Source organism: Streptomyces sp. NPDC050534, assembly GCF_044457745.1.
In the GTDB taxonomy this organism is placed as follows: Bacteria; Actinomycetota; Actinomycetes; order Streptomycetales; family Streptomycetaceae; genus Streptomyces.
Genome location: NZ_JBITHF010000017.1, coordinates 106,393 through 127,412, shown reverse-complemented (window position 1 = coordinate 127,412; position 21,020 = coordinate 106,393). Strand labels below are relative to the sequence as shown.

The 21,020-nt window shown below is 71.0% G+C and carries 19 protein-coding genes; 17 read left to right on the top strand and 2 right to left on the bottom strand.

The genetic code is table 11. The features are described from left to right. The first annotated feature begins 155 nt into the window (after window positions 1-155). The 16 genes from ACIBN2_RS40595 (at window position 156) to ACIBN2_RS40520 (ending at window position 17,728) form a co-directional block, all read left to right on the top strand. Window positions 156-746 carry a TIGR03086 family metal-binding protein gene (locus ACIBN2_RS40595; protein WP_399142395.1) on the top strand — a complete coding sequence of 197 codons (591 nt, stop codon included), beginning with the start codon at window positions 156-158 and terminating at the stop codon, window positions 744-746. Window positions 747-934: 188 nt separating this feature from the next. Then, the gene (locus tag ACIBN2_RS40590) at window positions 935-1,636 is read left to right on the top strand and encodes a GntR family transcriptional regulator (RefSeq protein WP_399142393.1); all 702 of its coding nucleotides are present in this window, start codon (window positions 935-937) and stop codon (window positions 1,634-1,636) included. Further along, the gene (locus ACIBN2_RS40585) at window positions 1,633-2,544 is read left to right on the top strand and encodes a dihydrodipicolinate synthase family protein (protein WP_399142391.1); all 912 of its coding nucleotides are present in this window, start codon (window positions 1,633-1,635) and stop codon (window positions 2,542-2,544) included. Before ACIBN2_RS40590 ends, ACIBN2_RS40585 begins: the two co-directional genes overlap by 4 nt. Next, window positions 2,532-4,280, top strand: coding sequence for an L-arabinonate dehydratase (gene araD, locus ACIBN2_RS40580; RefSeq protein ID WP_399142390.1), 1,749 nt, complete (start codon window positions 2,532-2,534; stop codon window positions 4,278-4,280). The genes ACIBN2_RS40585 and araD overlap by 13 nt, the downstream gene beginning before the upstream one ends. 96 nt (window positions 4,281-4,376) lie before the next feature. Continuing rightward, a complete protein-coding gene (locus tag ACIBN2_RS40575) occupies window positions 4,377-5,309 on the top strand; it encodes a carbohydrate ABC transporter permease (protein WP_399142388.1) in 933 nt (310 codons plus the stop codon). Beyond that, a complete protein-coding gene (locus ACIBN2_RS40570) occupies window positions 5,306-6,190 on the top strand; it encodes a carbohydrate ABC transporter permease (RefSeq protein WP_399142386.1) in 885 nt (294 codons plus the stop codon). Before ACIBN2_RS40575 ends, ACIBN2_RS40570 begins: the two co-directional genes overlap by 4 nt. Further along, entirely contained in the window at window positions 6,187-7,332 is a 1,146-nt protein-coding gene (locus tag ACIBN2_RS40565; RefSeq protein ID WP_399142384.1) for a Gfo/Idh/MocA family protein, read from the top strand. The genes ACIBN2_RS40570 and ACIBN2_RS40565 overlap by 4 nt, the downstream gene beginning before the upstream one ends. Next, entirely contained in the window at window positions 7,332-8,177 is an 846-nt protein-coding gene (locus ACIBN2_RS40560) for a PmoA family protein (protein WP_399142383.1), read from the top strand. The genes ACIBN2_RS40565 and ACIBN2_RS40560 overlap by 1 nt, the downstream gene beginning before the upstream one ends. Next, the gene (locus ACIBN2_RS40555; RefSeq protein WP_399142381.1) at window positions 8,174-9,676 is read left to right on the top strand and encodes a family 43 glycosylhydrolase; all 1,503 of its coding nucleotides are present in this window, start codon (window positions 8,174-8,176) and stop codon (window positions 9,674-9,676) included. Before ACIBN2_RS40560 ends, ACIBN2_RS40555 begins: the two co-directional genes overlap by 4 nt. A gap of 56 nt (window positions 9,677-9,732) precedes the next feature. Further along, on the top strand, window positions 9,733-11,070 hold the full coding sequence (locus ACIBN2_RS40550; RefSeq protein ID WP_399142379.1) for an ABC transporter substrate-binding protein: 1,338 nt from the start codon (window positions 9,733-9,735) through the stop codon (window positions 11,068-11,070). A gap of 115 nt (window positions 11,071-11,185) precedes the next feature. Next, entirely contained in the window at window positions 11,186-11,992 is an 807-nt protein-coding gene (locus tag ACIBN2_RS40545; protein WP_399142377.1) for a rhamnogalacturonan acetylesterase, read from the top strand. A 17-nt stretch (window positions 11,993-12,009) separates the two neighbouring features. Next, window positions 12,010-13,323, top strand: a complete 1,314-nt coding sequence (locus ACIBN2_RS40540) for a polysaccharide lyase family 1 protein (RefSeq protein ID WP_399142375.1) — start codon at window positions 12,010-12,012, stop codon at window positions 13,321-13,323. A 96-nt stretch (window positions 13,324-13,419) separates the two neighbouring features. Further along, the gene (locus tag ACIBN2_RS40535; protein ID WP_399142373.1) at window positions 13,420-14,550 is read left to right on the top strand and encodes a pectinesterase family protein; all 1,131 of its coding nucleotides are present in this window, start codon (window positions 13,420-13,422) and stop codon (window positions 14,548-14,550) included. A 1-nt stretch (window position 14,551) separates the two neighbouring features. Next, window positions 14,552-15,580 carry a pectinesterase family protein gene (locus tag ACIBN2_RS40530; protein ID WP_399142371.1) on the top strand — a complete coding sequence of 343 codons (1,029 nt, stop codon included), beginning with the start codon at window positions 14,552-14,554 and terminating at the stop codon, window positions 15,578-15,580. 124 nt (window positions 15,581-15,704) lie between these two features. Further along, on the top strand, window positions 15,705-16,820 hold the full coding sequence (locus ACIBN2_RS40525; RefSeq protein WP_399142369.1) for a chondroitinase-B domain-containing protein: 1,116 nt from the start codon (window positions 15,705-15,707) through the stop codon (window positions 16,818-16,820). 110 nt (window positions 16,821-16,930) lie between these two features. Beyond that, a complete protein-coding gene (locus ACIBN2_RS40520; protein WP_399142368.1) occupies window positions 16,931-17,728 on the top strand; it encodes an HAD family acid phosphatase in 798 nt (265 codons plus the stop codon). Between the two features lie 262 nt (window positions 17,729-17,990). Here the strand turns inward: ACIBN2_RS40520 and ACIBN2_RS40515 are convergent, their stop codons facing one another. Together ACIBN2_RS40515 and ACIBN2_RS40510 are read right to left on the bottom strand one after the other, a co-directional pair. Then, the gene (locus tag ACIBN2_RS40515; RefSeq protein WP_399142366.1) at window positions 17,991-18,869 is read right to left on the bottom strand and encodes a hypothetical protein; all 879 of its coding nucleotides are present in this window, start codon (window positions 18,867-18,869) and stop codon (window positions 17,991-17,993) included. Continuing rightward, the gene (locus ACIBN2_RS40510; RefSeq protein ID WP_399142364.1) at window positions 18,866-19,432 is read right to left on the bottom strand and encodes a SigE family RNA polymerase sigma factor; all 567 of its coding nucleotides are present in this window, start codon (window positions 19,430-19,432) and stop codon (window positions 18,866-18,868) included. The genes ACIBN2_RS40515 and ACIBN2_RS40510 overlap by 4 nt, the downstream gene beginning before the upstream one ends. A gap of 132 nt (window positions 19,433-19,564) precedes the next feature. Here ACIBN2_RS40510 and ACIBN2_RS40505 point away from each other — a divergent pair, with 132 nt between their 5' ends. Continuing rightward, window positions 19,565-21,016 (top strand): NCS2 family permease, encoded by a 1,452-nt coding sequence (locus ACIBN2_RS40505; protein WP_399142363.1) that lies wholly within the window; start codon window positions 19,565-19,567, stop codon window positions 21,014-21,016. Window positions 21,017-21,020: the final 4 nt, after the last annotated feature.

The following is a 21,020-nucleotide window of genomic DNA, read 5'->3' as shown; positions in this document are numbered from 1 at the left end:
TCTAAGGCCCCCGCCGGGGCATGGGGCAACTGCCTTAGAACGGCGACGGGAACGGCCGACGCGCACCGCGTGGACATCGTGAGGTGCGGGGCCCGATGAGTTTCGGGACTCGCACCGGTCTGTTCCTTCAAGACCAAGACCACGAGGAGCAGCGGATGACCGACACGACCCTCGACCTCGGACCGCAGACGCGCGTCGTCGCGAAGCTTGCGGAGGGGGTGCACGAGGAGCACATGGCGGGGCGGACGCCCTGTCCGGACTACACGGTGCAGGCCATGCTGGGCCACATCCTCGGCCTGACCGCCGCCTTCCGCGACGCCGCCCGCAAGGACCTGGGCGGCACCACCGACACCCCTCCGCAGGCCGGCCTGCCCGAGCTCGGCCCGGGCTGGCGCGAGGAACTGCCCAAGCTCCTCGACGAGCTCGCCGACGCCTGGCGCGACCCCGCCGCCTGGACCGGCATGACCCGCGCGGGCGGCGTGGACCTGCCGGGCGCGGTCGCCGCGGCCGTGGCCACCGACGAACTGGTGATCCACGGCTGGGACCTGGCCCGCGCCACCGGCCAGGACTACACCCCGGACCCGGCCGCCCTGCAGACCTCCCACGAGTTCCTGCTGGCCGCGGCCGGAGACCCGAACCGCGGCGCCATCTTCGGCCCGATCGTGTCCGTTCCGTCCGACGCGTCACTGCTCGACCGGACGATCGGGCTGAGCGGACGGGAGCCGGGCTGGCGTCCCCGGCGCTGAGCGAACGGTACGAAATCCCAGGTCGGGGTCGCGCACACCGCGCGGCCCCGACCTCTTTCCGTCGGAACCATTGACGAAACCCGCGCTCCCTCCTACCTTCAACGCGTCGTACTTCGTACGTCATATATGAGACGCGATACGCGAGATCAGATACCCCAGATCTCACACGTGACTTCCGAGAGGCGCGCATGACCTCTGTGCCCATGCCGATTCCGTCCCGCACGCAGTACGTGCTGGACGCGATCAAGCACCGCATCCTCACCGGGCAGCTGACGCCCGGCCAGGCCCTGGTCGAGACCGAGCTCGCCGCGCAGTTCGGGGTCTCCAAGACCCCGGTGCGCGAGGCGCTCAAGACCCTGGCCGGCACCGGACTCGTGGTGATGAGCCAGTACAAGGGCGTCACGGTGCGCATGGTGGACGCGGACATGGCGCGCGAGGTCTACGACGTACGCCTGCTGCTCGAACCGGAGGCGCTGAAGCGGGCGGTGCGGCGCGGAGCCTCCCTGGACGCCGCGCGCGACGCCCTGACCCGGGCCGACGGCGCCGGCGACACCGCCGAACGCTCCCTCGCCAACCGGGAGTTCCACCGCGCGCTGTACCTGCCGTGCGGCAACCCGCTGCTCGGCCGGATGCTCGACGAGGTGCGCGACCAGGCCGCCCTGGTCTCCGCCGTCGCCTGGGCCTCCGACCCCTCCTGGGAGCGGGAGGCGGGCGAGCACCGGGAGATCCTGCGGCTCGCCCTCGACGGCGACGCGGACGGCGCGGCCCGCGCCCTGCACGCCCACATCGCGTCCTTCGTGCGGCGAGCGTTCCCCGAAGCCCAGTCAGAGGAAGGCCAGGCAGAGGAAGCCCAGTCAGAGGAAGCCCAGGCAGAGGAAGGCCAGGAATGAGCAGCGTGGCGTTCGAGACCCAGCGGACGGCACTGGCCGACGTGGTGGCGATCCCGGTGACCCCGTTCGCCGCGGACGGCACCGTCGACCAGGACGCCCACCGGGCCCTGCTGCGCCGGCTGCTCGACGGCGGAGTCACCACCCTCACCCCGAACGGCAACACCGGCGAGTTCTACGCCCTGACCCCGCAGGAGCGCCGGCTGGTCACCGAGCTGACCCTTCAGGAGGCGGGCGGCCGGGCGGCCATCCTGGCCGGCGTCGGACACGACGTGCCCACCGCCGTCGCCTCCGCCCGGCACGCCCGCGAGCACGGCGCGCAGATGGTGATGGTCCACCAGCCCGTCCATCCGTACGTCTCCCAGGCCGGCTGGGTCGACTACCACCGCGCCATCGCCGCGTCCGTCCCGGAGCTGGGCGTCGTCCCGTACATCCGCAACGCCCAGCTGACCGGTGCCCGTCTCGCCCAGCTCGCCGACGCCTGCCCGAACGTCATCGGCGTCAAGTACGCCGTGCCGGACGCCGCCAAGTTCGCCGCCTTCGCCCGGGACGCGGGCCTCGACCGCTTCGTCTGGATCGCCGGTCTCGCCGAGCCCTACGCCCCCTCGTACTTCTCCGCGGGCGCCACCGGCTTCACCTCCGGCCTGGTGAACGTCGCCCCGTCCGTCTCGCTCAACATGATCGACGCGCTGCGCGCCGGCGACTACCCGGCCGCCATGAAGGTGTGGGAGCAGATCCGCCGCTTCGAGGAACTGCGCGCCGCGAACGGCTCCGCCGACAACGTCACCGTCGTCAAGGAGGCCCTCGCCTCCCTCGGCCTGTGCCGCCGCGACGTCCGCCCGCCCAGCAGGCACCTGCCCGAGGACGAACGCGCCGAGGTCGCCGCGATAGCCGCCGGATGGTCCCTGTGAACGCGCCCGCCGGCAGAATGCGCCCCGAGGAGCTCCGCAGCCACCAGTGGTACGGCACCGAGGGCCAGCTGCGCACCTGGTCGCACAACGCCCGGATGCGCCAGCTCGGTTACGAGGCGGAGGAGTACCGGGGCCGCCCGGTGATCGCCGTCCTCAACACCTGGTCCGACATCAACCCCTGCCACGTCCATCTGCGCGAGCGCGCCGAGGCGGTCAAGCGCGGGGTGTGGCAGGCCGGTGGCTTCCCGCTCGAATTCCCGGTCGCCACGCTCTCCGAGACGTACCAGAAGCCGACCCCGATGCTCTACCGCAACCTGCTCGCGATGGAGACGGAGGAACTGCTGCGGTCGTATCCCATCGACGCGGCGGTGCTGCTCGGCGGCTGCGACAAGTCGACGCCGGCGCTGCTCATGGGCGCGGCCTCGGCCGACGTGCCGTCGGTCTTCGTGCCCGCCGGGCCGATGCTGCCGGGGCACTGGCGCGGGGAGACCCTCGGTTCCGGCACCGACATGTGGAAGTACTGGGACGAGCACCGCGCCGGCAACCTGACCGACTGCGAACTGCGCGATCTCCAGGGCGGGTTGGCGCGTTCCCCGGGGCACTGCATGACCATGGGGACCGCGTCCACGATGACCGCGGCCGCGGAGGCCCTCGGCATGACGCTGCCCGGTGCCTCCTCGATCCCGGCCGTCGACTCCGCGCACGAGCGGATGGCCGCCGCCTCCGGGCGCCGCGCCGTCGATCTCGCCTGGACCGGGCTCAGGCCGTCCGCGATCCTCACCCGCGAGGCGTTCGAGGACGCCGTCACCACCGTGCTCGGACTCGGCGGCTCCACGAACGCGGTCATCCATCTGATCGCGATGGCGGGACGCTGCCGAGTACCGCTCACCCTGGACGACTTCGACCGCATCGCGCGTACCGTGCCGGTCCTCGCCAACGTCCGCCCCGGCGGACAGACGTACCTCATGGAGGACTTCCACTTCGCCGGCGGCCTGCCCGCCTTCCTCTCCCGGATCACCGACCTGCTGCACCTGGACCGGCCGACCGTGAACGGCACGCTGGGGGAGCAGCTGGAGGGCGCCGTCGTCCACGACGACGACGTCATCCGCACCTGCGAGAACCCGGTCGCGAGCGAGGGCGGAGTCGCCGTACTGCGCGGCAACCTCTGCCCCGACGGCGCCGTCATCAAGCACATCGCCGCCGAACCGCACCTGCTCAGGCACACCGGTCCCGCGGTCGTCTTCGACGGCTACAGGACCATGCAACGCACCATCGACGACCCCGAGTTGGGCATCACGGCCGACAGCGTGCTGGTGCTGCGCAACGCGGGGCCCAAGGGCGGCCCCGGCATGCCCGAGTACGGGATGCTGCCCATCCCCGGCCATCTGCTCAAGCAGGGCGTGCGGGACATGGTGCGGATCTCCGACGCCCGGATGAGCGGCACGAGTTACGGCGCCTGCGCGCTGCACGTCGCGCCCGAGTCATACGTCGGCGGACCCCTGGCGCTCGTCCGCACCGGGGACCTGATCACCCTCGACGTCGAGGCGCGCTCCCTCCATCTCCACGTGGACGACGAGGAGTTGGAACGGCGCAGGGCGGACTGGACGCCGCCGCCCACCCGTTACGAGCGCGGCTACGGCGCGCTCTACAACGAGCAGATCACCCAGGCCGACACCGGCTGCGACTTCGAGTTCCTGGCCCGCCCGGGCAAGGTCGCGGACCCGTACGCGGGCTGAACCCCACCGACAGCGGAACCGCGCATCAGCACGTACCCGAAGAAAGCGCTTCACCCCAGACCGCACACGACCCACCGCAAGCGAACGGAGAAAGTCATGGCCCAAGCCGCAGCCGTGGCGAAACCGCCCGCGCCGGCCCGGCGGCGCCGTGCCTCCGCCACGCCACGCAGGCTCCCGTACCTGCTGATCGCACCGGCCGCCCTGCTGATGCTGGGCTTCATCGCCTATCCGGTCCTCAGCGTCTTCTACTACAGCCTGCAGAACTACAACCCCACCAAGCCGTGGCGCAACGGCTTCGCGGGCCTCGGCAACTTCACCGAGATCTTCACCAGGGACCCGCAGTTCTGGGACACGCTGACCTTCAGCGCCAAGTGGGTCTTCGTCGAGGTCGGCCTGCAACTGCTCTTCGGCCTCGCGCTCGCGCTGATCGTCAACCAGACCTTCGCGGGGCGGGCGCTGGGCCGGGCGCTGGTCTTCTCCCCGTGGGCCGTCTCCGGCGTGCTGACCTCCGCGATCTGGGTGCTGCTCTACAACTCCCAGACGGGCATCACCCGTTACCTCGCCGACGCGGGCATCGGCTCGTACGGCACCAGCTGGCTCTCGGACACCTCGACCGTCTTCCCCGCGGCGATCGTCGCCGACCTGTGGCGCGGCGTCCCCTTCTTCGCGATCCTCATCCTCGCCGACCTCCAGTCCGTGTCGAAGGACCTGTACGAGGCCGCCGAGGTCGACGGGGCGAGCCGCCTCAAGCAGTTCTGGCACATCACGCTGCCGCACCTGAAGGACGCGATCGTCCTGTCGACCCTGCTGCGCGCGGTGTGGGAGTTCAACAACGTCGACCTGCTCTACACGCTCACCGGCGGCGGACCCGCGGGAGAGACGACGACCCTCCCGCTCTACATCGCCAACACCAGTGTCGACGCACACAACTTCGGCTACGCGTCCGCCCTGACGACGGTGGCGTTCGTGATCCTGCTCTTCTGCTCGATCGTCTACCTGCGGCTGAGCAAGTTCGGAGGCGAGAAGTGATCACCGAGATCGCACCCGCGCCGGAGCGTGTGGCCTCCACGCCCGCCCGGCCGAGGAAGAAGCGCCCCGCCTGGGACGAGGTCCCCCGTTGGCACGTCTACCTCCCGCTCGCCCTCTATCTGCTCTTCACCCTCGTCCCCTTCTACTGGATCCTGCTCTTCGCGCTCCGCCCGGCCGGCTCGACCTCGCTCGTGCCCTGGCCGATGACCTTCGACCACTTCGAGAAGGTCTGGAACGAGCGGGCCTTCGGCACCTACTTCCAGAACAGCGTGCTCGTCGGCCTCGCCACCCTGGTGATGACGACGCTGGTCGCGCTGGCCGGCGGCTACGCCCTCGCCCGGTTCGACTTCCGGCTCAAGAAGGGCTTCATGCTGGCCCTGCTCTGCACGCAGTTCGTGCCGGGCGCGCTGCTCCTGGTGCCGCTGTTCGAGATCTTCGCCAAGCTGCGGATGATCAACTCGCTCGGCAGCGTCATCCTCGCCGAGACCGTCTTCCAGCTGCCGCTGTCGATGATCCTGATCAGCGGGTTCATCCGGAACGTCCCGTACTCCCTGGAGGAGGCCGCCTGGGTCGACGGCTGCAACCGGTTCACCGCCTTCCGTATCGTCGTACTCCCGCTGCTGCGGCCCGGGTTGATCGCCGTCGGTTCCTTCGCCTTCGTGCACGCCTGGAACCACTTCCTCTTCGCCCTGATGTTCCTCAGCGACCAGGGCAAGCAGACCATCCCCGTCGGCCTCAACACCCTGATGAGCGCGGACAGCGTCGACCTCGGCGCGCTCGCCGCGGGCGGCATCATCGCGGCCGTACCCGTAGTGATCGTGTTCGCCTTCATCCAGAAGTGGCTGATCACCGGCTTCAGCGCGGGGGCGGTGAAGGGATGAGGGGCGTACCCGTCGTGCTGGCGGGCGCCCGCGGCCACGGCCGTTGGCACCTGGACAACATCCGCCGGCTCCAGGACCAGGGCGTCGTGCGCCTCGCCGGGATCTGCGAGCTGACCCCGCTGACCGCCGACGAGATCCCCGAAGGACTCGGCACGCCCGAGCAGTCCGCCGACTTCGGCGCGCTCCTCGACTCCACCGGCGCACGGATCGCGGTGATCTGCACGCCGATCCCGACCCACGCCGACCTGGCGCTCACGGCCGCCCGCAGGGGCGTCAGCCTCCTGCTGGAGAAGCCGCCCGCGCCCTCGTACGCCGAGTTCCGCCGGATGGCCGACGGGATCGCCGAGGCGGGCGTCGCCTGCCAGATCGGCTTCCAGTCGCTGGGCTCGCGGGCCGTCCCCGCGATCCGCGAGCTGGTCGCCGAGGGTGCGGTCGGCGAGGTCGTCGGCATCGGCGGGGCGGGCGCCTGGGCGCGGCCCGAGTCCTACTACCGGCGCGCTCCCTGGGCGGGCAGGCGGCACCTGAACGGCGTCGACGTCATCGACGGCGTGCTCACCAACCCGCTCGCGCACGCCGTCGCGACCGCCCTCGCCCTGAACGGCACCACCCTCGCGGAGGACGTCACCGGCATCGAGCTGGAGCTGCTGCGGGCCAACGACATCGAGTCCGACGACACCTCCTGCGTCCGCGTCACCACCACCCGGGGCGTCCAGGTCACCGTCGCCGCGACCCTGTGCGCCGAGGACCCCGACGAGCCGTACGTCGTGGTGCACGGCACCAGCGGCCGGATCACCTTCTGGTACAAGCAGGACCGCGTCCTGCTCCAGCGCGCCGGCCACGGCCCCGAGGAGTACGACTACGCCCGCACCGACCTGCTGGAGAACCTGGCCGGCCACCTCACCGACGGCACCGCACTGCTGGTCACCCCCGCCTCGACCGGCGCCTTCATGAGGGTCGTCGAAGCGATCCGGCAGGCCCCCGATCCCGTCCCGCTGCCGGACGACGCCTGGCATCTGGTCCCCGGCGAGGGCCGCAGGGCCGTCCCCGGCATCGACGGCCTCGTCGCCGCCTCGGCCGACACGCTCGCCCTCTACTCCGAACTCGGCGCCACCTGGGCCCTACCGAAAGAGGTGAGTACCTGATGACGACGATCGACTCGCCTGTCCTGCGCGTCGCGGGCCGCCCGGTCGGCCGCTACGTCACCCGGCCCGAGCTGCCGGCCCGGCTCTCCCCGCGACCGTATCTGCACCCCGTCACCACCCTGGCGGGAACGGCGGTCACCGAGCTGAGCCCCGCCGACCACCCCCACCACCTCGGCGTCGGTGTCGCCGTTCCCGACGTCGAGGGGCACAACTTCTGGGGCGGGCGCACGTTCGTCCGCGACCAGGGCCCGGCCGAGCTGGACAACCACGGCGCCCAGCGCCACAGCTCCTTCCAGCTGCGGGACCCCGACGGCTTCGTGGAGGAACTGCGCTGGGTGGCCTCGGGCGCGGAACTGCTGCGCGAGCGCCGTACGGTGGCGGCCGGCGAACTCACCGACACCGCCTGGGCGCTGGACTTCACCTTCTCCCTGACGAACGTGACCTCCGGACTGCTCTCCATCGGCAGCCCGGCCACCAACGGGCGCCCCGGCGCGGCCTACGGCGGCTTCTTCTGGCGGGCCCGCAAGGAGCGCGAGGCGCCGCACGTCTTCACCGCGGACCACGAGGGCGAGGAGCGGGTGCACGGCTCCCGGGCCGACTGGCTCGCCCTCGCCGGCGCCGGCTGGACCCTGGTCTTCGCCGGCGCCACGGACGCCACCCGGCAGGACCCGTGGTTCGTGCGCACCGCCGAATACCCGGGCGTGGGCTCGTCGCTGGCGTGCGCCGAACGGCTGCCGATCGAGCCGGGCGGCACCGTCGTACGGCGCGTGGTGACCGTCGTGGCCGACGGCCCGCTGAGCCGCGACGAGGCGGCGGCGCTGGTCCGCAAGGCGGTGAGCCGGTGACGACGTACACCAATCCGGTCCTGAACGCCGACTGGTCCGACCCGGACGTGGTCCGCGTGGGCGACGACTTCTACCTCACCGCCTCCAGCTTCGGCCGCGCGCCCGGGCTGCCGCTGCTGCACTCCCGCGACCTGGTCGGCTGGAGGCTGGTCGGCCATGCCCTGCAACACCTTGAACCCGCGGCCGAGTTCGGCACCCCGCGCCACGACTGCGGGGTCTGGGCCCCCTCGATCCGGCACCACGACGACCGGTTCTGGATCTTCTGGGGCGACCCGGATCAGGGCCTCTTCCAGGTCAACGCCCCGGAGATACGCGGCCCTTGGACCCGCCCGCACCTGGTCAAGGCCGGCAAGGGGCTCATCGACCCGAGCCCCCTGTGGGACGAGGAGACCGGCGAGGCCTATCTCGTGCACGCCTGGGCCAAGTCCCGCTCCGGCGTGAAGAACCGCCTCACCGGACACCGGATGCACCCCGACGGCACCGGGCTTCTCGACGAGGGCAAGGTGATCGTGGACGGGGACCGCATCCCCGGCTGGTTCACGCTCGAAGGCCCCAAGCTCTACCGGCACGACGGCTGGTTCTGGATCCTCGCCCCCGCCGGGGGAGTGGAGACGGGCTGGCAGGGCGTCTTCCGCTCGCGCGGCTTCTTCGGGCCGTACGAGGAGCGGATCGTGCTGGAGCAGATGGACACCGACGTCAACGGCCCGCACCAGGGCGGCTGGGTGCGCACCCCGTCCGGCGAGGACTGGTTCCTGCACTTCCAGCAGCGGGGCGCGTACGGCCGGGTCGTGCATCTTCAGCCGATGCGCTGGGACCCGGACGGCTGGCCGGTGCTCGGGGACGACGGCGCTCCTGTCGCCGAGCACGAGAGGCCGGACCTGCCGCCGCAGCCGGCCGCCGCGCCCGCGACCGACGACGACTTCCCCGGCGGGCGCTTCGGCCGCCAGTGGTCGTGGACCGCCAACCCGCAGGACGGCTGGGCCACCCAGCACTCCGGCGACGGCCTGCGGCTGACCTGCGTCCGCTCGCCGGACGTGGACGACCTGCGCCGGCTCCCGAACGTCCTCACCCAGCGGCTGCCCGGCACGCCGTCCGCGGTCGAGGTGGAGCTCAGGCTGCACAGCGAGGAGCCGGGAGCGCGGGCCGGTCTTGCGGTGCTGGGCGACGCGTTCCGCTGGATCGGGCTGCAGCGGGGGACCGACGGGACGGTCCACCTCGTGCACCGGTTCGCCGAGGCGGGCGCCGAGAGGGAACGGGACGCCGCCCCCGCGCGGCTCGCCCCGGAGGGCCGCGTACGGCTGCGGATCGAGATCGGACCCGGCGCCCGCTGCCGCTTCTCCTACGACGCCGGGGACGGCCCGCGCCCCTCCGGCCCCGTCTTCGCCGCCACGCCCTGGCGCTGGGTCGGCGCCCTGCTCGGCCTGTTCGCGCTCGCACCCGTCGGGACGGGCCACGCCGGCGCGGCAACCTTCACGCACTTCGGGATCAACTCCCTGTAGCGGCGACCCCCCCACGACTTCGTATGTCCGTCCGTCCACAAGAAGAGAGCCGACCAATGAAGAGCAGCATCCGCAGAAGCAGGCGCGCGGCCGTCGCCGTCGCCCTGGGCTCCGTGCTCGCGCTGACCGCCACCGCCTGCGGCGACGACGGCAGCGGAAGCGCGGGGGACAAGGGCAACGAGGGCTCCGGCAAGGGCCAGATCACCTTCTGGGACAACAACGGCGGTGTCCGCACCGACATATGGAAGGAGATCATCGCCGACTTCGAGAAGAAGAACCCGGACATCAAGGTCAACTACGTCGGCATTCCCGCCGCGAGCGCCCAGTCCAAGTACGACACCGCCATCCAGGGCGGCGGACTGCCGGACGTCGGCGGCGTGGGCACCGCGATGCTCGCCGAGGTCGGGGTGCAGGGCGCGCTGGAGCCGCTGGACGGCCGGCTGGCCAAGAGCCCGCTGAAGGGCAAGCTCAACCAGAACCTGGTGGAGAGCAGCAAGGCCGCGGGCGGCGGCGACCAGCTCTACCAGATCCCGACGTCGTCGAACAACGGCACCCTGTGGTACCGCACCGACCTGTTCAAGAAGGCAGGCCTGGACGCGCCGACGACGTGGGACAAGTTCTACGCGGCCGCCGACAAGCTGACGAACAAGGGCAAGAACGAGTTCGGGTTCACCATCCGCGGCGGTGAGGGTTCGATCGCCCCGGCGCTGGACGCGGCGTACAGCCAGAGCGGGATCACGTCGTTCTGGAACGGCGACAGGACGACGGTCAACGACCCCAAGAACGTGGCCGCGTTGGAGAAGTACGTCGCGCTCTACAAGAAGGACACCCCGTCCGCCGACGTCAACAACGACTTCACCAAGATGGTCGCCCAGTGGGACAGCGGCACCATCGGAATGCTGAGCCACAACCTCGGTTCGTACCAGGACCATCTGAAGGCCCTGGGCGCGCAGAAGTTCCGGGGTCTGCCGAACCCGACGCAGGCCGACGGCACGCGCGTGCAGATCTCCAACCCGGTCGACGGGCTGAGCCTGTTCAAGTCCAGCAAGAACAAGGCTGCGGCCTGGAAGTTCATCGAGTTCGCCCTCTCGCACGAGGAGAACTCCAAGTTCAACGAGTCCGCCGGGCAGATCCCCGCGAACACGGACGCCGCGGGCGACGCCTGGATCCAGAAGGCGGAGCCCACGAAGCTGGCCGCCGCCGCGCTGAACGGGGACGGCACGAAGATCGTGCAGTTGCCGTACTACCTGCCGGACTGGAACACGATCTCCAAGGCCGACAACGAGCCGAACTTCCAGAAGGTGCTGCTCGGGAAGATGAGCGTGAAGGACTTCCTGAATCTGCTGGCCGATCAGCTGAACAAGGCGCAGGCCGATTGGAAGCAGAACCACTGAGGTTTTCTGTGGTCGCCGTTGTGGGGGACTGCCGGTCGGTCGTGGCCGGTCGCGCAGTTCCCCGCGCCCCTGAAAGACAAAGGACACAAGCCAAAAGCCCGAAAGGTGCAGGGTGTTGTCCCTTACCCGAAGACAGGTCACCGCGGCCTTTGCCGCAGCCGTTCCCCTCGCCCTCGCGGGCGCCGGTACCGCGCAAGCAGCGCGGCGCCGCCGCACGCTCCACATCGCCGGCGACTCCACCGCCGCCCAGAAATACGCCGACGCCGCTCCCGAGACGGGGTGGGGCATGGCACTCCCGTTCTTTCTCCGCGAGGATCTCGTCGTCGCCAACCACGCGGTGAACGGGCGGAGTTCGAAGAGCTTCGTCGACGAGGGCCGGCTCGACGCGATCCTCGCCCTGATCCGGCCGGGGGACCTGCTCCTCGTCCAGTTCGCGCACAACGACGAGAAGAGCGAGGACCCGGCCCGCTACACCGAGCCGTGGACGACGTACCAGGACTACCTGCAGCGGTACGTCGACGGCGCGCGGGCGCACGGCGCCCGGCCCGTGCTCGCCACACCCGTCGAGCGCCGCAGGTTCGACGCGGACGGCAACGCCGTGCCGACCCATGGCGACTACCCGGCGGCGATGCGCGCGCTCGCCGAGCGGGAGCGGGTGGCGCTGCTCGACATCGAGGCCCTGTCGCTCGCGCTCTGGCAGGAACTCGGCGTCGAGGAGACGAAGGTCTACTTCAACTGGACCGCCACCGAGCAGGACAACACGCACTTCAATCCGCCGGGCGCGATCGCCGTGGCGCGGCTCGTGGCGCGGGAGTTGCTCCGCACCCGGGTGCTCGCGCCGCGGGACGTCGTCCGGCTGCACGACGACATCCCGACGTCCTGGATCACCTGGCCCGAGGCGACAGCCGCCCCGGTCGCGTAACCAAGGAGAGCCGCACAGTGCGTACACAGATATGTCATGGCCGCGTCATAGCGTCGATCGTGGGCTGCACCGCCCTGGTGCTCGGCGTGACGGGGACGGCAGCCGCGCACCCCCAGCCCCGCGACACCGCCCGGCAGGTGCTGGGCGCCAACGACGGCTGGGCCTCCTACGGCACCGGCACCACCGGCGGCGCGGCGGCCGACGCCGCGCACGTGTACACCGTCACCGACTGGGACGGCTTCAAGGCGGCCCTCGCCGACGGCGGCAGCGCACCGAAGATCATCAAGGTGAAGGGGGCCATCGACGCCGACGGGCCGAGCTGCGCCTCGTTCCAGGCGCCGGGCTACGACTTCGACGCCTATCTGGCCGCGTACGACCCCGCGGTGTGGGGCCGCGACAAGAACCTGGACGGCGAGCCCGACGACAGCCCCGAGGGCCTGCGCCGTGCCTCCGCCGCCGGCCAGGACGCCTACATCAAGGCCGCGGTCCCCGCCAACACCACCATCATCGGCGTGGGCAGGGACGCCGGCTTCAAGGGCGCCAGCCTGCAGATCAAGGGCGTCGACAACGTCATCGTGCGCAACCTGAGCTTCGAGAGCCCCCTGGACTGCTTCCCGCAGTGGGACCCCACCGACACCGCCGACGGCAACTGGAACTCCGAGTACGACAGCGCGGTGGTCTACGGCTCCACCCACGTGTGGATGGACCACGACACGTTCACCGACGGCGACCACCCCGACAGCACGCTGCCGTCCTACTTCGGGCGGATCTACGAGCAGCACGACGGCGAGCTCGACATCGTCAAGGGCGCCGACTACGTCACGGCCTCCTGGAACGTCTTCGCGGACCACGACAAGACGATCCTGATCGGCAACAGCGACAGCGCCTCCACGGCCGCCGTCGACCGCGGCCACCTCAAGGTCACCTTCCACCACAACCTGTTCTCGAACCTGGTGGAGCGGGCCCCGCGCGTGCGCTTCGGGCAGGTCGACTCCTACAACAACCACTTCGTGGCGAAGGACGGCTACGGCTACAGCTACGGCGTCGGCATGGAGTCCCAACTCGTGGCGCAGCACAACGCGTTCACGCTGCCGGACGGGATCGGTGCCGGGAAGATCCTCAAGCGCTGGAACGACTCGCCGCTGACCGCCGACGACAACTGCGTCAACGGCGTGCCGACCGATCTGATCGCCGTCCACAACGCTGAAGTGCCCACGGAGGTCCTGCGGTCGGGCGCGGGCTGGACGCCCACCCTGCGCACGAAGGTCGACGCGGTGAAGGCCGTACCGCGGATCGTCGACCACGGCGCGGGCGCCGGCCGCCTGCACTGACGCCCTCCCGGCCGGGGCGCGCCCCGCCCCGGCCACCCTCCTGACGCACCGCACCGCACCGCATCACGCCGCACCGCACCGCGAAGGAGCACCCGCATGCCCTCGCCCCACCCCCGACTCCCCCTGTCCAGACGGGGTTTCCTCGCCGCGGGCGCCGGCGCGGCCGTCGCGCTCGGCGCCGCCTCCGGGCCCGCGCGGGCCGCCGTCCGCCCGCGCCCGTTCGGCCGCTTCGGCTCCCCGGAGCGCCGCCTCACCCCCACGACGCTCTACGTCGACCCGCACGCGCGCGGCGACTTCACCACCGTCCAGGCCGCCGTCACCGCGGCGGCCGGCAGCGGCTGGACCCTGGTCCTCGCGCCCGGCACCTACCGGCAGACGGTCGCGCTCGACACCACCCGCACCGAGGCGACCTGGATCGGCGCCTCGGAGGACCCCCGCGACGTCGTGATCGTGTACGACCGCGCGGCCGGCACCGCCAAGCCGGGCGGCGGCACCTACGGCACGACCGGATCCGCCACCACCACCGTGCAGGCGGACGGCTTCACGGCCCGCTGGATCACCTTCGCCAACGACTGGCTGCGCGCCGACCACCCCGGCACCGGCGGGACGCAGGCGGTGGCGATCAAGGTGCAGGGCGACCGCAGCGCCTTCACCCACTGCCGCTTCCTCGGCCACCAGGACACCCTGTACGCCGACACCACGGCGCTCGGCACCTTCGCCCGCCAGTACTACGCCCACTGCTACGCCGAGGGCGACGTCGACTTCGTCTTCGGGCGCGCGACGGCGGTCTACGAGCAGTGCCACTTCCGCACCCTGGACCGCACCGACCTGGCCGCCGCCCCGTACGGCTTCGTCTTCGCGCCCTCCACGGCGGGCGCCAACCCGCGCGGCTACCTGGTGACCCGGTGCGGCGTGAGCAGCGAGGCCCCGGACGCGGCCTACAAGCTGGCCCGTCCCTGGGTGCCCAGCTCGGACACCACGGCCCGCCCGAGCCTCGTCGTCCGCGACACCCGCCTCGGCTCCGGCATCGACGCGAGCGCTCCCTACACCAACATGTCGGACGCCTATCCGTGGCAGGACCAGCGGTTCGCCGAGTACCGCAACACCGGCCCGGGCGCCGTGATCCCCGTCCCCGAGAACAGGCCCCAACTCACCCCCGAACAGGCCGAGTCGGCGACCCGGGCCGCCTATCTCGGCGACTGGGCGCCTTGGAAGGAGACCTGCTGACATGCGCCGCCGCACCGTCCTGGCGGGCCTCACCGCAGGTCTGACCGCGTTCGGCACCGGGCCCGCGTCCGCCGGCGCCCGCCACGTCCTGCACGTCCGCCCCGGCGACTCCGTACAGGCGGCCGTGGACGCGGCCGACGCGCCCGGCGCGACGATCGTCGTGCACCCGGGGACGTATCGCGAGGTGGTGAACGTCCCTGTGGAGAAAGCGGAGTTGACGATCCGAGGCGCCGGACGGGACCCGCGCGCCACCGTCATCGTCTTCGACCACGCGGCCGGCACGGTCAAGCCCGACGGAACGACCTACGGCACCGCGGGCTCCGCCACCCTGACCTCGGCGGCGCCCGGGCTGACCGTCCGCGACCTGACCGTCGCCAACGACTGGCTGCGCGCCGACCACCCGGACATCACCGGCACCCAGGCGGTGGCCGCCTACACCTACGGCGACCGCACCCGCTTCGAGAACGTCCGGCTGCTGGCCCACCAGGACACCCTCTTCGCCGACACGACCGCGCTCGGCACCTTCGACCGGCAGTACTTCCGCCACTGCCACATCGAGGGCGACGTCGACTTCGTCTTCGGGCGGGCGACCGCGGTGTTCGAGGAGTGCCGCTTCCACACCCTCCGGCGAGACGTGGACTTCACCCCCAAGGGCATGGTCCTCGCCCCCTCCACCGCACGCGCCAACCCGCACGGCATCCTCGCCGTCCGCTCCCGCGTCACCTCCGGCGCCGAGGACGGGGCGTACAAGCTGGCCCGCCCCTGGGTGCCCTCGTACGAGACGACGGCCTGGCCGTCCCTGGTCGTCCGGGACACCTGGATCGGCCCCGGCATCGACCCGGTGGCGCCGTACACCACCATGCGCGACGCCTCCCCCTGGCAGTCCATGCGCTTTCGCGAGTACCGCAACTCGGGGCCGGGCGCGGTGATCTCCGCGCCGGAGAACCGGCCGCAGCTGACGGCCGAGGAGGCGACCGCGCACACCCCGCGGGCCTACCTCCGGGACTGGAGGCCGTATGAACACCCGTGACCCGGTGGGTCCCTCTTCACCGTCCAGGGCGTCCACGCCGCCTACGCCGAACCGCGCGCCGTTCGGGTCTCCCGCTCGACTCCGTCCTGTGAACACCCCCACCAAGGAAGGGACTTGTACCCCCATGCGACGCATCAGGAGCTCCCTCACCGCCCTCGCCGTCGTCACCGCGGGCGCCGGCCTGGCCGCGTTACCCACCCAGGCCGAGGCCGCCACCGTGGTCGTCAGCAACACGGCCGACCTGGCCAGCGCCATCAAGAACGCCACCGCAGGCACCGTCATCCGGGTCCGCGGCGGCACCTACTACCCGACGGCCACCCTGCAGTCCACGGCCGACGGCACCTCCTCGTCGCCGATCACGCTCACCGCGTACGGCTCCGAGACCGTGAAGATCGACGGCTCGAACCTCCCCGCCGGCGACTGGATCTTCAAGCTGACCGCCGACTACTGGAACGTCTCCGACATGACCTTCCAGAACTCCCCGGACAGCGCGGTCGTCTGCCAGTCCTGCACCGGCACCAACTGGAACGACATCAAGACCATCGACGGCGGCGACTCCGGCTTCACGCTCACCGGGGACGGCACCGTGAACAACACGGTCAGGAACATCGACTCGTACGGCAACTACGACGCCGCCGAGCACGGTGAGAACGCCGACGGGATCGCCGTCAAGTTCGGCTCGGGCAGCGGGAACCTGGTCACCGGCGCCCGGCTCTACAACAACTCCGACGACGGCATCGACTTCTGGTCCTTCTCCTCGCCGGTCACCGTCGAGCACACCTGGTCCTTCGGCAACGGCGTCAACCGCTGGTCCGACCCGGCCTTCGCCGGCGACGGCAACGGCTACAAGCTGGGCGGGGACGGCGAGGTGGTCGCACACGTCGTCAACAACTCGGCCGCCTGGGGCAACGCGGGCAACGGCTTCACCGAGAACTCCAACACCGGCGCGATCGTCGTCAACCGCACCACGGCCTACGCCAACGGCAACCGGGGGTACTACTTCGCCACCAGCTCCGCCCGGCTCGGCAAGAACCTCGCCGTCGGCAACGGCAGCGGCCCGGTCACCAAGGGCTCCTCGGTCACCTCGGCCGGCAACAACTGGGACTCAGGGGTCTCGACGCCGGCCTTCAGGTCGACGGACGCGAGCAGTACGTACACCGCACGCGGCGCCGGCGGCACGCTGCCCACGACCACGTTCCTGACGACGGGCAGCACCACCATCGGCGCGACGATGAACTGAAACCGGAGCTTTCCGGTCCGGGGCGCTTGACCCGTTTTTTACCCGACTTGGAGATATCGATCGGGCAACGGGGCTCGCGCCCAGCAGCGTGACGCGCGTAGAAACCTGTCATGCATAAGCCACTGCGTATCGCGGCGATCGCCGCAGCGTGTGCCCTCTCCGGCGGCGCTCTCTACGGCGCCGGTGCGGCCACGGCAGGACAGTCCACGGCCAACTCCACCCACGAGCCCTACAACATCGGGCTCCTGGTGAAGGACATCGACACCTACTACGGCACGGCGGCGGACGCCGACGGCGTGTACCAGGCGTCGCCGACGAGCCCGTACGCCAAGGACCTGGCGCGTATCGACTCCGCGGCCAGGCAGTACATCGACAAGGCGGCGCGCAAGGCCCGCCACCACGGCGAGAAGCCCGCAGTCGTCTTCGACGTCGACGACACGCTGCTGCTCAGCCTCGACTACGAGAAGCGGTACAACTACACGTACAACTCGGCCACTTGGGCCGCGTACGTGAACAAGGCCGACCGGCCGGAGGTCTTCGGCAGCCCCGAACTCGTGCAGTACGCCGAGAAGAAGGGCGTCGAGGTCTTCTACAACTCGGGCCTCAGCGAGGCGCAGCGCGCGGCCGCCGTGGAGAACCTGAAGAAGGTCGGCGCGGACGTCAACCTCGACGCCGGCCACATGTTCCTCAAGGACGCGGCCAACCCGCCGTCCTACCTGAGCTCGTGCGCCACCCCGGGCGCCTGGACGTGCACGACCGTGCAGTACAAGTCGGGCACCCGCAAGCACATCGAGCAGGACCTCGGGTACGAGATCATCGCCAACTTCGGCGACCAGTACTCGGACCTCGACGGCGGCTACGCCGACCAGAAGTACAAGCTGCCGAACCCGACGTACTTCGTCGGCTGAGCCCCCGCGGAGGGCGGTCCGGCTCCAGGGCCGGCTCGACGGGCTGAAGGGTACCGTCCGCGGCGAACCACAGCCGGTCGACGCGTATCCCGCGCCCCTTCGACCGCGAAGCGCCCCCGCCGGTCGTCACCGGCGGGGGCGCTCTGTCGCCGACGAGGGGGGCTCGATCGGCGGCTGCCGGCCGAGGGGGGCTCGGGCCGACAGGTCCGTATGCTTTCAAGTCGCCGCCGCCGGGGAAACGGTTGCCGCGCTCTCAACATTTTTACGAGCCGCCCGCATCTGCATTGCCGCCCGCATCTGCCGTACCGCCCGCGAAGCCGCCGCCCACCGTGCGCTGCCTGCCGTCCGCCGTGGCCGTGACGGTGTAGCCGTCGCCCCCGGCGTCCCGGCCGCCGCGCCAGTGGTCGTACTGCCCGGCGAACACCCACTCGCCCTGGGGAACCGTACGGCCCTCCTTGAGTACCCAGGTGTAGACGAGGAAGCCGTTCCGCTCGCCGACTGTGAGGTCGAAGTCCTGCTCGGGCAGGGAGCGCCAGGCGCCGGCCGAGCTGACGCCGCCGGTCTGGGCGATCTTCAACCGCACGGTGAGGGCGGTGAGTTGCCGGCCGGTCCGCAGGGTGAGGTCGCTCTGTGCCCAGAAGTCGTTGCTGTGCGGGTCCACCGAGCCGTCCGACCACAGCGGGCCGTCCTTCGCGCCGGTGGCGGACGGCGGCGCGGAGGCGGGAGGCTCCGTCGAGGGGGTGCCGCTCGCTCCGTGGTGCGCCCTCGGTGCCGTGCCCGACGGCGATGTGGGTGTCGGCGCCGGATCCACGGGCGGTGCGGGCGCGCGGCTCGTCGTGTCCGGTGACGGCGCGGGCGTCGGGGAGACCGCGACCGTCTGCCGCTGCGGGGGCGCGTCGTCCCTCACCGCGGACGCCACGGCGTAACCGCCGGCCGCGAGCATCCCGGCGACCGCGGCCGTGGCACCCGCCACCCGGGCCCAGCCCCACACCGGCGGACCCGTCTCCCGCCGGCCGGCGCGGCCGTGCCCGCCCATGCCCCGCTCGATCCGGGCCAGCATGCCGTGCCGGTCCGGCTCGTGCGCGTCGGCCGCCTCGTGCAGCCGGGCGCGCAGCTCGTCGTGCGCGTCCAGGCGCCTCATCGGTCCGCTCCTCCGGTCCGGCCGCCGCGCGCCATCGCCGCGTGCACCATCTGGGGCTCGTCCTCGGCGCCCAGCATCCGCTGCAACTCGGCCATCCCCTTGGACGTCTGGGACTTCACCGTACCCACGGAGACACCCAGGGCGAGGGCGGTGTCCTTCTCCGACAGGTCGAAGGCGTGCCGCAGCACCACGCACGCCCGCTTCCTGAACGGCAGCCTGCGCAGGGCCTCCTGCACGTCGACGACGCCCGCGATGTCGGGGTTCTCGGTCCTCTCCTCGCCCTGCGACCAGAACAGCGAGATCCGCCGGCGTTCGCGCACCGCGCTGCGGATCCGGGTGCGGGCCAGGTTGGCGACGACTCCGCGGGCGTAGGCGACGGGGTGGTCGGCCGTGCGCACCCGGTCCCAGCGGTGCCACAGTGCGAGCAGCGCGTCGGCCGCGAGATCGTCGGCGGCGTCCGCCTCGCCGGTCAGCAGATGGGTTATACGGGACAGTTCGGCGTAGTGACGCTCGAAGAAGGCGTGAAACTCCGCGGAGGCCGCGTCGTCGACGACAGTGCCCACGGGACGGACCTCCCTGCGTATGTCATGAAGATGACATTCCGTAACACGGGGAAAACCTGAAACCTGTTCAAGGGGGGAACAATCCAGCCAGCATCCGCACACTGATCCGTCCGCCCACGAGGAGCACCCGCCATGACCGACACCGAGACGACGGCCGACCGGCCGAGTGCCGCACCACCAGCGGCGAACGGAGTCAACCGGTACTTCAGGATCTCCGAGCGGGGATCCACCTTCGGCCGGGAGATACGCGGCGGCTTCGCCACGTTCTTCACGATGGCCTACATCCTTGTCCTGAATCCCATCATCCTGGGCAGCGCGAAGGACAAGTTCGGCCACACCCTCGACACCGGTCAACTCGTCACCGCCACCGCTCTGGTGGCCTGCGTGATGACGGTGATCATGGGCGTGGGCGGCAATCTGCCGCTCGCCATCGCGGCGGGCCTCGGCCTCAACGCCGTCGTCGCCTTCCAGCTCGCCCCGATCATGAGCTGGCCCGACGCGATGGGCCTGGTCGTCCTCGAGGGCATCGTGATCTGCATCCTGGTGGTCACCGGGCTGCGCAAGGCGATCATGGACGCCATCCCGCAGCAGCTCAAGCAGGCCATCGGCGTGGGCATCGGGCTGTTCATCGCCTTCATCGGCTTCGTCGACGCGGGCTTCGTCAGCCGCATCCCGGACGCCGCCGACACCACCGTGCCGGTGCAGCTCGGTGCCGTCGGGCGGCTCACCGGCTGGCCCGTACTGGTCTTCTGCGTCGGCGTGCTGCTCACCATCGCGCTGCTCGCGCGCAAGGTGAAGGGCGCGATCCTGATCAGCATCGTGACGATGACGGTCGTCGCGATCGTCATCGACGCGATCGCGGACATCAAGAGCTGGGGCCTGACCACCCCGCACGTGCCCGACAAGATCGTCTCCACGCCCGACTTCGGACTCATCGGTCACTTCAGCCTGTTCGGCGGCTTCGCGAAGGCCGGTGTCCTCACCGCGGTGCTGCTGGTGTTCACCCTGATCCTGTCGGACTTCTTCGACGCGATGGGCACCATCGTCGGCATCAGCGCCGAGGCCGGACTGCTCGACGACAAGGGGCAGGTGCCGGGCATCGGCCGCGTGCTCTTCATCGACGGCGCCGCGGCCGTGGCCGGCGGAGTGGGCTCGGCCTCCTCCAACACCGCCTACATCGAGTCCGCGGCCGGCGTCGGCGAGGGCGCCCGCACCGGGTTCGCCAACCTGATCACGGGCGGCCTGTTCGGGCTCGCGCTCTTCCTCACCCCGCTGCTCACGATCGTCCCGCTCCAGGCCGCCGCGCCCGCGCTGATCGCGGTCGGCTTCCTGATGATGACCCACGTCAAGCACATCGACTGGGACCGCTACGAGATCGCCATCCCGGCGTTCCTGACGATCGCCACGATGCCGTTCACCTACTCGATCACGGACGGTATCGGCGCCGGCTTCCTCGCCTACGTCGTCATCAAGTCGGTCCTCGGCAAGGCCAAGGAGGTGCACTGGCTGCTGTGGGGCGTGTCGGTGCTGTTCCTGGTGTACTTCGCGATCGATCCGGTGGAGCAGATCCTCGGCGTGAAGTAGGCGC